This window comes from Arthrobacter vasquezii, assembly GCF_029455255.1.
Lineage (GTDB): Bacteria > Actinomycetota > Actinomycetes > Actinomycetales > Micrococcaceae > Arthrobacter_D > Arthrobacter_D parietis.
On the sequence record NZ_JAROKN010000007.1, the window covers coordinates 102,191 to 115,166 of the forward strand.

Consider the following 12,976-nt stretch of genomic DNA (forward strand, 5'->3'; position numbering starts at 1 on the left):
AGGAGTCTCCAACGAGGACGACGTGATGCTGGACCGGGCACAGAACAAATCGGTGCGGACACGGTCCTTCAAACTGCTCGGCTCCCTGATCCGCCCCAACCGCCGGCAATTCATCTGGACCGCGTTCCTCGTGGTCTTCTCCCAGATCGCACGGGTGGCCGGGCCGGCGATCATCGCCTTCGGTATCGACCACGCTCTCCCCTCGCTGCTGCAGGGCGAGTCCGCGCTGCTCTGGGCTGCGGGCATCACCTACCTCATCGCGGCCGTACTGGCAGCGACCCTCACAGCCGGCTACGTCCTCGCAGCAGCCCGGCTGAGCCAGGAAATGCTGCTGGATCTCCGCCTGCGCGTCTTCCGGCACACCCAGCGGCTCAGCCTCGAGTTCCACGAGAAGTACACCTCCGGGCGCATCATCTCCCGCCAGACCTCGGACCTGGAAGCGCTACGCGAGCTGCTCGACTCCGGCGTCAGTTCCCTGGCGTCCGGCCTGATGTACATGATTTTCACCGCTGTCACCATCTTCGTGCTCGACTGGCCCACCGGATTGCTCCTTCTGGTCGCGGCTATCCCCATGACGTTCCTGGCGCGCTGGTACCAGAAGCACTCGCAGATCGCCTACCGGTCATCGCGGGTGGTGTCGGCGAAGCTGATCGTCCACTTCATCGAGACCATGACCGGCATCCGTGCGGTCAAGGCGTTCCGCCGCGAGAAGGTCAACGCAGACCGCTACGACGAGCTCGCCGAGGACTACCGCAAGGTGACGGTGCGCTCGATCAACCTCAACGGCGTCTTCCAGCCGGGCCTGGTCCTGATCGGCAACGTGACGGTGGCCGCGGTGCTCCTGTTCGGAGGCTTCCGGGTGCTTGGCGGATCGCTCGAGGTCGGCGCGCTGCTGGCACTGCTGCTGTACAGCAAGCGGTTCTTCCAACCGGTTGACCAGATGGCCATGTTCTACAACTCGTTCCAGTCAGCAGCGGCGGCTCTCGAGAAGGTGTCCGGGCTCCTGCAGGAAGTACCGACGGTGCGCCCGCCGAAGAACCCCGTGCCGTTGAAGGACGCGCAGGGCCGGATAGAGTTCGACGGCGTTGAGTTCCGTTACGGGGATGGTCCCGTCATCCTGCCGCGCATGGACCTCACGATCCCGGCCGGGCAGACGATTGCCCTCGTCGGCCAGACGGGCGCCGGTAAGTCCACTCTCGCCAAGGTCATCGCCCGGTTCTACGACGTCTCCGAAGGCAGCATCACCCTCGACGGTGTGGACCTGAGGCAACTGTCCCCGCAGGACCTGCGCCGCGCCGTCGTCATGGTGACGCAGGAGGCGTTCCTGTTCAGTGGGAGCGTGGCTGACAACATCGCCCTGGGCAAGCCGGAGGCGAGCCGCGAAGAGATCGAGCAGGCCGCCAGGGCTGTAGGAGCACATGAGTTCATCACGTCGCTGCCCAAGGGCTACGACACCGATGTGAACAAGCGCGGCGGCCGGGTCTCCTCGGGGCAACGGCAGCTCATCAGCTTTGCCAGGGCGTTCCTCGCGGACCCGGCGGTCCTGATCCTGGACGAGGCAACGTCCTCGCTGGACATCCCCAGCGAACGGCTGGTCCAGCAGGGCCTGCAGAAGCTGCTCGGTAACCGGACCGCGCTGATTATTGCGCACCGGCTCTCCACGGTGGAGATCGCGGACCGCGTGCTGGTGGTGCATGATGGCGCGATTGTCGAGGACGGCACACCCGCTGACCTGATCAGCGGCAACGGCCGTTTCGCCACCCTGCACGCAGCCTGGCAGGACTCGCTCGTCTAGCGCTGGTCAGCGAGCTGCTGCCCACGGACCGCTAGTTCGTCAGGGACGCCGTTGTCCGTTATCCTTGAGAGGTTGCTTTCGGGGCTTCTCGGAACAGCTCAATCGGGGTGTGGCGCAGCTTGGTAGCGCGCGTCGTTCGGGACGACGAGGCCGCAGGTTCAAATCCTGTCACCCCGACCACAGAAGAAAAGGTGCCCGCAGTTCACACTGCGGGCACCTTTTCGTTTCTGCGTCAGACGCGGTGAAGCGTCACACGAAGCGAGGTCAGACGAACGTCCGGCCGGTCAGCCGCTCGTAGGCTTCGATGTACCGGGCGCGTGTCTTCGCGATAACCTCGGCGGGCAGTGCAGGCGGCTCTGACACACGGTCCCAACCGGCGTCGTCGGACGTGAGCCAGTCGCGGACAAACTGCTTGTCGAAGGAGGGCTGTGACTTCCCCGGCGAGTACAGGGCCGCGTCCCAAAACCGCGACGAATCCGGCGTCAGCACCTCGTCGCCGAGGGTCACTTCACCGGAGCGGGACATTCCGAACTCCACTTTGGTGTCCGCAAGGATGATGCCGCGATCCAGTGCAATCGACTCCGCACGGGAGTAGATATCGAGCGTCAGCGAGCGCAGCTTCGCGGCGAGATCATCCCCCAGCATCATGACGACGGCGTCATAGGTGATGTTCTCGTCGTGCTCGCCCACCTCAGCCTTGGCGGACGGGGTGAACAGCGGCTCGTCCAAACGGGAGCCGTCCACCAGGCCTTCCGGCAGCGGCAGCTCACACACGGTCCGCGACTCGTTGTACTCGAGGAGCCCGGAACCGGTCAGGTATCCACGCGCTATGCACTCCACGGGGTACATGTCCAACCGCTGACAGATCATGGCCCGGCCGTCAACCTCGGCGGGAACGTCGGTGGAGAGGACATGGTTGGGGATGCCGGCCAGCTGCTCGAACCACCACAGGCTCAGCTGGGTCAGCACGCGTCCCTTGTCCGGGATCTCGGAAGACAACACAAAGTCGTAGGCGCTGATCCGGTCACTGGCGACCACCAGCACGCGGTCATCCTCGCCCGTCACGGGTTCATACAGGTCCCGGACCTTCCCGGAGTAGATGTGCCGCCAACCCGTAAGTTCCTGTGCCATGCCTATACCCCGCCCGTCTGTGAACCCGCCGCTGAACCAGTCACTGAAGCCGGCTGTGACACCACAACCTCGCCCCGCGCGGCCTTCGCAGCAATATCAGTGCGGTACTGGCCGCCTTCGAGGTCAAGGCGGCTCACGCCGTCGTACGCTTTGTTGCGCGCTTCCTCAAGATCCTTGCCCAGTCCGACGACGGCAAGCACCCGCCCACCGGCTGACACCACCGAGCCATTCGCGTCCAGCGCGGTGCCAGCGTGCAGCACGGAAACGCCATCCAGGGCAGCCGCGTCCGCGAGACCACGGATTTCATCGCCGGTGCGCGGTGAATCGGGGTAGTTTGCTGACGCGAGGACCACGGCGACCGCGGCCTGCGAAGACCAGTTCAGGTTGTCGACCGTGTCCAGTTCCCCCTTTGCGGCAGCGAGCAGGACGCCGCCCAGAGGGGTCTTGAGCCGAGCCAGCACGGCCTGCGTCTCGGGATCACCGAACCGCGCATTGAATTCGATCACGCGGAGCCCGCGCGACGTGAGCGCGAGCCCGCAGTACAGGACCCCCGTGAACGGTGTGCCGCGGCGTGCCATCTCCTCGATGGTGGGCAGCGCAACGCGCTCAATCACCTCATCCACCAGACCGGACGGCACCCATTCCAGCGGCGAGTAGGCACCCATGCCGCCGGTATTCGGTCCTTCGTCATTGTCGAAGATGCGCTTGAAGTCCTGTGCCGGGGCAAGGGGCACCACGCTGGTGCCGTCCGAGAGGACAAACAGGGACACCTCGGGGCCGTCAAGGTATTCCTCGATCACCACCGAGCCGCCGGCGCCAAAGCACACCTCGGCGTGCTCAAGGGCGGCTGCCCGGTCCGACGTGACCACCACGCCCTTGCCCGCGGCGAGGCCGTCATCCTTGACCACATACGGGGCACCGAAGGAATCCAGCGCGGCTTCGGCTTCGGCTGCAGTTGACGCGACCTTCGCCATCGCGGTAGGAACACCGGCAGCCGCCATGACCTGCTTGGCGAAGGCCTTCGAGGCCTCGAGCTGCGCCGCAGCCTTCGTGGGTCCGAAAACGGGGATGCCTGCTTCAATCAGCGCGTCGGACACACCGGCAGCCAACGGAGCCTCGGGGCCCACAACCACCAGGTCCGACCCCAGGCGCGAGGCAAGTCCCGTCACGGCAACCGGGTCATTGGCATCGATGTTGTGCACGGGGACATCCTGGGCCATTCCGGCGTTACCGGGAGCGGCATGCACCTCGCCCACGAATGGATCGGCGAGGAGCGCTCGGACAAGGGCGTGTTCGCGGCCTCCAGGGCCAATAACGAGAACCTTCACAGTAGTTCAGGGTACTGGGTCCTCCCCCACCCAACTACTGGCCGCAGAAACTGTGAAGTCAGCCGGCACGTCCGGAATACCAATACACCGGGCCTGTCTCTCCGAACACCCAGTATGAAAGCCGTTCGCACGTCCAGCCGCTCCGCCTCGACCCTAGCCATGCTCGCGGGCATACTCGCGGCCGGGCTGGTCCTCGGTGTGGCCGAGCTGATCGGCGCGTTCTTCTCCACGCGGTCGGCACCGCTGATTGCACTGGGCTCCACGTTCATCGACTTCACGCCGGCCTGGCTGAAGGACTTCGCGATCGACACCTTCGGTACCAACGACAAGCTCGCGCTCTTCGTCGGCATGGCCGTCACCATCATCATCCTCGCCGCGATCCTCGGCTACCTGGCCTGGCGGCGCTGGATCCTGGGTGTGGCGGGTGTCCTCTTCATGGGCGCCGTCATGGTTGCCGCCGTCGTCTCCCGTGCCGGTGCATCCGTAAGTGACGCGATCCCTTCGGTGATCGGCACCCTGGCCGGGCTGGCAGCGCTGCGCTTGATGATCCGGAAGCTGCATTCGGCGCAGCCACAGACCGAGACCACAACCAACGACGACGACGGCGCCTTCAACGCCGGCGGTTCCCGCCCGGTGGGTGCCAGTACAAACGCCAGGACTTCCGTCAGCAGGCGCGGGTTCTTCGCGGCAGCGGGCGTTACCGCCGTCGTCGCCGCCGCTACTGCAGCGGGAGGCGCCGTCGTCAGTGGAATCCGCAACACCGTCAATGTTGCCCGTGAACGCCTGAGCTTCCCGGCACCCGCCAGCCCCGCGATGCCGGTCCCAGCCGGTGTTGATGTAGACGTTGACGGAGTTGAGCCGTGGCTGACGCCCAATCCGGAGTTCTACCGGATTGACACAGCCCTGCAGGTTCCCACCATCGACGTGGACACCTGGGAGTTGCGCGTCCACGGCATGGTGGAGGAGGAGATCCGCATCAACTTCCAGGACCTGCTGGATTCGGAGCTGATCGAACGGCACATCACGCTGACCTGCGTCTCCAACCCGGTGGGCGGGGAGCTGATCGGCAACGCCAAGTGGCTCGGCTACCCGATCCGCGAGCTCCTTGCACGCGCCCGTCCCACCGAAGACGCTGACATGGTCCTGTCCACCAGCACCGACGGCTTCAGCGCCTCCACTCCCCTGCCCATCCTGCAGGATGAGCGGGACGCCATCCTCGCAGTAGCCATGAATGACGAGCCGCTGCCCCTCGAGCACGGCTATCCGGTGCGCATGGTGGTCCCCGGGTTGTACGGGTACGTTTCCGCCACCAAATGGGTGATTGACCTTGAAGTGACCCGTTTCGCGGACGCCACGGCTTACTGGACGGACCGCGGCTGGGCTGAGAAGGGCCCCATCAAGACGCAGTCGCGTATTGAGGTTCCGCGGCCGTTCGGCAACGTGGCTGCCGGCACCTTCCGGGTGGGCGGCACTGCCTGGGCGCAGAACCGCGGGATCGACACGGTGGAGGTCCAGATTGACGACGGCCCCTGGGAGGAAGCGACCCTCGCCGCCGAATACACCGTGGACACCTGGCGGCAGTGGACCCACGAAGTGCAGCTCGAGCCCGGTTCCCACCGCATCCGCTCACGAGCTTACGATCCCGACGGCGTCCAGACCGAAGAGCGCGCCGATACCGTTCCGGACGGCGCATCGGGCTGGCACACGGTCCAGTTCTCAGCGGAGTAGGACAGCCCCCTATCCTTGTGCCCATCGGATGACCCGTTCCCTCCGGTGGGCACAAGCTACATCCGCCTCGACGATGCGTAATACTGGAACCATGCCCTCCACCTTTACCTCCTCCAGCGCGGTTGACCTCGCGGTCCTGGAGCGCAACGGCTTCATTGAGTCCCGCCACATCGGCTCAGCCGTGGTCCTCGCAGCGGACGGCTCCACCGTCACGGAACTCGGTGACGTCAACGCGCCGATCTTCCCCCGCTCCACCCTGAAGCCGTTCCAGGCACTGGCTGCCATGCAGGCCGGCGTCCCGCTCCGCGGAGCCCAGGTTGCGTTGGCAGCTGCCAGCCATGTCGGCAGTTTCGAGCACATGGACGTCGTGAAATCCATGCTGAGCGCCGCCGGAGTCACCGAGGAGGACCTGCAGTGCCCGGCTGACTGGCCGCAGGACGAGGAAGCCCGACACTCGCTCATCCGCAGCGACAAGGGCCGCCAGCGGGTAGCCTTCAACTGCTCCGGCAAGCACGCCGCCTTTCTCTGGGCCTGCACCGAAAACTCGTGGGACCACAAGACCTACCTGGACCGCAGCCACCCGCTACAGCAGCGCATCGCCGCCATCATCGAGGAATACACCGAAGAGAAAGTGGAGCACTGGGCAGTGGACGGCTGCGGCGCTCCGCTCGGCGCCGTTTCACTCACCGGTCTCGCGCGGGGAATCGGCAAGATCGCCAAGGCCCCCAGTGACAAGAACGCCGATGCCCGCGCGGCCACCATCGCAACCGCCATGCTGGATTATCCATGGGCGGTCCACGGCCACGGACGCGAGAACTCGGTAGTGATGGAAGACCTCGGGATCCTGGCGAAGAACGGAGCCGAGGGCGTCCTCGTCATGGCTACGCCCACCGGCGTGTCCATGGCGCTCAAGATCCTGGACGGCAATATCCGGGCGACCACACTGGTAGGGCTCACTCTTCTGGCCGCCTCAGGTGCCCTCGAGGCGGAGGCTGTAGCACCGGTACTGGAGAAGGTTGTGCAGCCCGTGCTGGGCGGCGGCGAGCCCGTCGGCCAACTGCGCCTCGCCGCTCCGGTCATGGCGCTGCTGGACTAACCATGGCGAGACGGCGTATCCCACCCGCGGACGGCAACGCTGCAGTCCGCGCGGTGGCCGCCGGCAGCACCGACCGCACAGAACGTACGACGGCGGTTCGCTACTCCCTGGAGGAGCTCGCCTTCCGCGCACCCGGCAACAGCGTGGAAGTGCGCGTCCCGCCACTGGGCGTGACGCAGTGCGTCGAAGGTCCCCGCCATACCCGCGGAACCCCGCCCAACGTCATTGAGACCGACGCTGACATCTGGCTCGCCCTCGTCCTGGGGACCCTGACCTGGGCCGAAGCCCTCACCTCCGGCGCAGTCGCGGCATCCGGTCAGCGGGCGGACCTCTCCGCGCTTCTGCCACTGTTTCCGCAGGAACCGCCCGGGCCTGCGACAGGCCCGGCATGATCCTCGAGCGCCACCATGCCACGCAACCGAACCTCGTGGTCCGGGGATGGCGTGGCGCGCTCGCTGCCCTTCGCCGGCAACCGGCGGAAGCCTGGGTGGTTGCCGGTGTTGTCACCGCCCTGTACACGATCTTCTCGGTCACTCAGTGGAACCGGTTCGACACCCCGTCCTGGGACCTCGGCATCTTCACCCAGCTGGCCAAGGCCTATGCGGGGTTCGACGCGCCCATCGTGCCGATCAAAGGTCACGGGTTCAATCTCCTCGGCGACCATTTCCACCCCCTGCTCGTCATCCTGGGACCCGTGTATGCGCTCTTCCCGTCCGGATTGACCCTGCTGGTCTTCCAGAACCTGCTGGTGGGCTGGTCGGTCCTGATTCTCACCCGCCTGGCCGTGCATCATGTTGGGCGCGTCCCGGGGCTCTTCCTTGGAGCCGCCTACGGCCTGTCCTGGGGCATCCAGGCCGCCGTCGCTGTGCAGTTTCATGAGGTGGCGCTGGCGCTGCCCCTGCTGGCGCTGGCGTTGGAGGCGTATATCGAGGGCCGGCTGCGCACGGCCGTCGTCGCGGGCGCACTGCTGGTCTTCGTGAAGGAGGACATGGGGCTGACCGTCTTCGCGTTCGGCCTGGTGCTGGCCTGGCGCTTCCGACGCCGCTACCAGGCCGGCCTGGGGCTGGCAGTCTGGGGGCTCGCGTGGGTGGTCCTGTCAGTGAAGGTCATTCTGCCGGCACTGAACACCGGCGGCACGTACGACTACTCCGATCGCATCGACGTAGACGCGCTCCTGGCCAACCCCGTGGGCACCGTAATCACCATGATGACGGTCGTGGAGAAATACGAGACCCTGTGGCTGCTGTGCCTCGCCGGCGGGTTCCTGTTCCTCCTCTCGCCGTTGGCCGCAGTGCTGCTTCCCACCCTGATATGGCGCTTTGCTGCGGGGAATGAGTCCTACTGGGGGCCGGACTGGCACTACAACGCCGTTCTCATGCCCATCCTGTTCGCCGCGCTCATTCATGCGATTCTTCGCGCCCGCGAGAGCAGGCGCGGCTGGCTGCGCTCCTATAGCGCCGCCGTCGTGCCGGTGGTCAGTGTGGTGGCGCTCATGCTGTTGCCCGGGCAGCCGCTGGCTGCGCTTGCGAAGCCGGAGACGTTTCAGCAGTCGCCGCGCTGGGATGCGGCGCACCGGATGATGGACGAGATTCCATCCGGCGCAGCGGTTGAGTCCGGCGTGTTGCTGATGCCGTACCTGGTGCCGGAGACCGAGGTGTATTGGATCGGCAATGAGAACCCGGCGCCTGACTACCTGGTGGTCGACGCCGAGGACTGGAGCTGGGGGCCCACCCGCCCGGCCAGCGCGGAACAGCACGCTGAGGAGACCTATCCGGGCGAAAATTACACCTTGGTCTTCGATGAGGCCGGGTACCAGCTGGTCAAGCGGGAGACCTGATCCCGGTAGCCTTGAACCATGAGTTCGCAGCAGCCTCCAGAGCGCCGGCAGGTCACCATTCGACGGGCGCCGAAATTCGGTCCGTTCATGGGCCTCGGTGCGTTGATCGGATTCATCGCCGCGCTGATCGTGGCCTACACCGGCCCGGCTGACCCCACGCTGACCCGCGAGTCCGTCCTGGGCTTCTTCACTGTGGTTTTCGCGATTCCCGGAGTGCTGATCGGTGGTCTCCTGGCGCTGCTGCTCGACCGGATCAGCGTACGCCGCATGAAGCAGGCGACGGCGGAGCGCACCGACGACGAATAGCCCGGCAATCCAGCCTCATTACGCCGTGAGAGAATGGCGTAATGGTGCGCGGTGACGGACAGCTTTCCCATGATCTACTTCCCGGCGAAAAAGGCCCCCAGGATGCCTGCGGCGTCTTCGGAGTCTGGGCCCCCGGCGAGGAAGTCGCCAAATTGACCTACTACGGGTTGTATGCGCTGCAGCACCGCGGCCAGGAGTCAGCGGGCATCGCCACCAGTGACGGCACCCGGATCAACGTCTACAAAGACATGGGCCTGGTGTCCCAGGTCTTCGACGAGGCCACGCTGAACACCCTCACCGGCCACATTGCGGTGGGCCACTGCCGCTACTCCACCACCGGGTCCTCCAACTGGGCCAACGCGCAGCCCACCCTCGGCGCCACCGCCGTAGGCACCGTTGCCCTGGCTCATAACGGCAACCTCACCAACTCGGCCGATCTCTACCAGACCGTCCTCAACCGCCATGGGAAGCCGCGCTCCGGAGAGATGGCGCAGGGCAACACCTCGGATACAGCCCTGGTCACCACCCTGCTGGCCGGGGATGACGGCCGCTCCCTCGAAGACACCGCCATGGACCTCCTGCCCACCATTGAGGGCGCGTTCTGCTTCGTGTTCATGGATGAGGGCACCCTGTACGCCGCACGCGATCCCCACGGTGTCCGTCCGCTGGTGCTTGGCCGGCTGGAACGCGGCTGGGTTGTTGCCTCGGAGCAGGCTGCGCTCGCCACCGTGGGCGCCAGCATCATCCGTGAGATTGAGCCCGGCGAGTTCATCGCGATCGACGAGGGGGGCGTCCGTTCCCGCCGCTTTGCACCGACCACGCCGGCCGGTTGCGTTTTCGAGTACGTCTACCTTGCCCGGCCCGACGCCTCGATTGCCGGCCGCTCGGTCTATGATTCGCGCGTCGAAATGGGCCGGCAGCTGGCCCGGGAGAACAAGGCGGAGGCCGACGTCGTCATTCCGGTTCCGGAATCCGGCACACCTGCCGCCGTTGGTTTCGCTGAGCAGTCCGGGATTCCGTTTGCCCACGGATTCGTGAAGAACGCGTACGTGGGGCGCACCTTCATCCAGCCCAGCCAGACGCTCCGCCAACTGGGCATCCGGCTGAAGCTCAACGCGCTGGAGTCCGTCATCAAGGGGAAGCGGATCATCGTGGTTGATGACTCCATCGTCCGCGGCAACACCCAGCGGGCCGTGGTGCGGATGCTGCGCGAGGCCGGCGCCGCCGAAGTCCACATCAAGATCTCCTCCCCGCCGGTGCGCTGGCCTTGCTTCTACGGCATCGACTTTGCCTCACGCGCAGAGCTGATCGCCAACGGCGCGGCAGTGGATGAGATCGCCGCGTCGATCGGCGCAGACAGCCTGGCCTACATTTCCGAGGACGGCATGATCGAAGCCACCAAGCAGCCGCGGGAGCGGCTCTGCACGGCGTGCTTCACCGGGGACTACCCGATCAAGCTTCCCGAGGAAGACCGCCGCGGCAAAAACCTCCTTGAGCGGGCTGATCCGGCCGAAAAGCCGGGCGCCACCGGCTGCGATCCCGGGCCGGGCAGCGAACTTGAGACCCTCCTGACCGAAGCAGACAAGAAAGAGCGGGTATGAGCTCACCTGACCCCATCACCTATGCAAGCGCCGGAGTAGACGTCGAAGCCGGCGATCGGGCGGTGGAGCTCATGAAGGACGCCATCAAGGCCACCCACACAGCCAATGTTGTCGGCGGCGTCGGCGGTTTCGCGGGTCTCTACGATGTCTCGAAGCTGCTGACGTACCGCAAGCCGCTGCTCGCCACCTCAACTGACGGCGTGGGAACCAAGGTTGCCATCGCGCAGGCCATGGATATCCACGACACCATCGGATTCGACCTGGTGGGAATGGTTGTGGATGACATCGTGGTGGTTGGGGCGGAGCCCCTCTACATGACCGACTACATCGCCTGCGGCAAGGTGGTCCCTGACCGCATCGCAGCTATTGTGCGCGGAATCGCCTCCGCTTGTTCCGTCGCGGGAACGGCCCTCGTGGGCGGCGAGACCGCCGAGCATCCCGGCCTCCTGGGTGAGCATGAATATGACGTCGCGGGCGCCGCCACCGGCGTCGTGGAAGCGGACGCACTGCTTGGCCCTGACCGGGTGCGCGAGGGCGATGTCATCATCGGCATGGCGTCCTCCGGCCTGCACTCCAACGGCTATTCGCTGGTCCGCCGGGTCATCAACCAGGCCGGCTGGGCACTGGACCGGCAGGTCTCGGAACTCGGGCGCACGCTCGGTGAGGAACTCCTCGAGCCCACCCGCGTCTACGCGGCCGACTGCCTGGACCTCGCCCGGCATTTCCCGCTCGATTCCGACGGCGCCGTCCACGGTTTCAGCCATGTCACCGGCGGAGGTCTTGCCGCCAATCTCGCGCGCGTTCTGCCGCGTGGACTTGAAGCAACCGTGGATCGCTCCACCTGGTCGCTTCCGCCGGTTTTCAGCCTTGTGTCCGAGCTGGGGAGCGTACCGCTGCCGGATCTGGAGCGCACGCTGAACCTTGGTGTCGGAATGGTGGCGGTCGTTTCCGCCGCAGGAGCCGACAGCGCTGTTGCACGGTTGAACGATCGCGGCGTTCCCGCGTGGGTCATGGGCCAGGTGGCACGCGCTTCCCATGAGAGCACCGACGGACCTGATTATGTGCAGGGTGCAAAGGGTGTGGACGGCGGCTCCGTGCGGCTGGTCGGTTCCTACGCCTGATCTTCTTCGGGAGCCCCGCTCGGCGCTGTTCCGGGCGGGGGCCCCGAAACTGTCCCAGGGCGGCGGCTACCGAGCCGCATCACAATTCCCGGGCACAACAAGAACCAGCGGCCTGACGTGATCGTCGTGGCCGCTGGTTCTCAACGTCTTATGCGAGCGTTCTGCTCAGAAGAGGAGGTTATCCGATGCGGCGGGTGCCGCCGTCATCCTCTTCATCATCAAACTGCTCCGCGTATTTATCCTCATACGCCGAATAATCCGGCTCAACCGGATCATCATGGCGGGAGGCACGACTACCGGTTGCCTTGAGCTCGCGTTGCAGCGCCGAGTAGTCCGTGGACGGGCTGAAATACTTCATGTCCCGTGCCTGCTTGGTGGCTTTCGCCTTCTGACGGCCGCGCCCCATGGCGTGACCCCCTTTTTGCGTCGATCCGGAGGTGGTCGCCATGGCCAACAAAATAACGGCGTAGCGAGGCCCCGGAGTATCCGGTTAATGTGTCGTATGTATAGGTTACATGGTTTCTCGGGCCGAACGTGCGGGCCCCACCGCCGGATGGAGCCGGAGACCCAACGAAGGTCTGCCTCCATGCGGGAAAAGCCCATTGTTAGCTAGAGTCGTGGGGTAATCATGACCATAGCCAGCCCGCCGTTCCGGCAGGCGCATGAGGGGGGCAGTTCACTATGAGTGATCAGCCGGACACGCCGGAGGATGACAAATCGGCATCGGCAGACGCTTCCGTTCCGGAGCCCGAGATCCTCAAGGCCGAGGACGTTCACCTTGCGGATCCGGATGTCTCCGGGGATGCGGTGGAACCTACCCTCAACACCTCGGCCGAGGATGTCCGGCTCATTGAACCGTCCCTTGGAGCGGCGGAAATCAGCGGGGACGCAGCCGAAGCCGCCTCCTTGGATGATGCGGCTGCAGAGGCCGCGCAGGTAGCGAAAGAAGCAGAGGACGTCGGCACACTGGTAGCCGGCCCCCGTCCCACCGAGGACCCGGCTGAGGCTGCCGCGCCGGCGGGCACTGCGCCTG

The 12,976-nt window shown here is 65.7% G+C and carries 12 protein-coding genes and 1 tRNA gene; 10 read left to right on the plus strand and 3 right to left on the minus strand.

From position 1 onward, the window contains the following. Positions 1 to 25 precede the first annotated feature (25 nt). A complete protein-coding gene (locus P4U43_RS05245) occupies positions 26 to 1,795 on the plus strand; it encodes an ABC transporter ATP-binding protein (protein WP_277357790.1) in 1,770 nt (589 codons plus the stop codon). A gap of 103 nt (positions 1,796 to 1,898) precedes the next feature. Beyond that, positions 1,899 to 1,975: transfer RNA gene (locus tag P4U43_RS05250), tRNA-Pro, on the plus strand. Positions 1,976 to 2,059: 84 nt separating this feature from the next. Here P4U43_RS05250 and P4U43_RS05255 read toward each other — a convergent pair. After that, complete coding sequence (locus tag P4U43_RS05255) at positions 2,060 to 2,926, minus strand: phosphoribosylaminoimidazolesuccinocarboxamide synthase (protein ID WP_277357772.1); 867 nt, start codon at positions 2,924 to 2,926, stop codon at positions 2,060 to 2,062. A 2-nt stretch (positions 2,927 to 2,928) separates the two neighbouring features. Beyond that, positions 2,929 to 4,254, minus strand: coding sequence for a phosphoribosylamine--glycine ligase (gene purD / locus P4U43_RS05260; protein ID WP_277357773.1), 1,326 nt, complete (start codon positions 4,252 to 4,254; stop codon positions 2,929 to 2,931). 114 nt (positions 4,255 to 4,368) lie between these two features. Here purD and P4U43_RS05265 point away from each other — a divergent pair, with 114 nt between their 5' ends. From P4U43_RS05265 to purM, 7 genes are all read left to right on the plus strand, one after another. Further along, entirely contained in the window at positions 4,369 to 5,982 is a 1,614-nt protein-coding gene (locus tag P4U43_RS05265; RefSeq protein ID WP_277357774.1) for a molybdopterin-dependent oxidoreductase, read from the plus strand. Between the two features lie 91 nt (positions 5,983 to 6,073). Next, positions 6,074 to 7,078 carry an asparaginase gene (locus tag P4U43_RS05270; protein ID WP_277357775.1) on the plus strand — a complete coding sequence of 335 codons (1,005 nt, stop codon included), beginning with the start codon at positions 6,074 to 6,076 and terminating at the stop codon, positions 7,076 to 7,078. A 2-nt stretch (positions 7,079 to 7,080) separates the two neighbouring features. After that, a complete protein-coding gene (locus P4U43_RS05275) occupies positions 7,081 to 7,470 on the plus strand; it encodes a sterol carrier family protein (protein WP_277357776.1) in 390 nt (129 codons plus the stop codon). Further along, the gene (locus P4U43_RS05280) at positions 7,467 to 8,915 is read left to right on the plus strand and encodes a DUF2079 domain-containing protein (RefSeq protein WP_277357777.1); all 1,449 of its coding nucleotides are present in this window, start codon (positions 7,467 to 7,469) and stop codon (positions 8,913 to 8,915) included. Before P4U43_RS05275 ends, P4U43_RS05280 begins: the two co-directional genes overlap by 4 nt. Positions 8,916 to 8,933: 18 nt before the next feature. Further along, entirely contained in the window at positions 8,934 to 9,221 is a 288-nt protein-coding gene (locus tag P4U43_RS05285) for a hypothetical protein (protein ID WP_277357778.1), read from the plus strand. Between the two features lie 41 nt (positions 9,222 to 9,262). After that, positions 9,263 to 10,822, plus strand: coding sequence for an amidophosphoribosyltransferase (purF, locus tag P4U43_RS05290; protein ID WP_277357779.1), 1,560 nt, complete (start codon positions 9,263 to 9,265; stop codon positions 10,820 to 10,822). Further along, positions 10,819 to 11,943 carry a phosphoribosylformylglycinamidine cyclo-ligase gene (purM, locus tag P4U43_RS05295; protein WP_277357780.1) on the plus strand — a complete coding sequence of 375 codons (1,125 nt, stop codon included), beginning with the start codon at positions 10,819 to 10,821 and terminating at the stop codon, positions 11,941 to 11,943. Before purF ends, purM begins: the two co-directional genes overlap by 4 nt. Positions 11,944 to 12,121: 178 nt before the next feature. Here the strand turns inward: purM and P4U43_RS05300 are convergent, their stop codons facing one another. Next, complete coding sequence (locus tag P4U43_RS05300; protein ID WP_056543382.1) at positions 12,122 to 12,349, minus strand: DUF3073 domain-containing protein; 228 nt, start codon at positions 12,347 to 12,349, stop codon at positions 12,122 to 12,124. Between the two features lie 275 nt (positions 12,350 to 12,624). On the opposite strand from P4U43_RS05300, the gene P4U43_RS05305 reads away from it, so the two are divergent. After that, the coding region (locus P4U43_RS05305; protein WP_277357781.1) for a hypothetical protein at positions 12,625 to 12,976 on the plus strand (352 nt) is incomplete at its 3' end.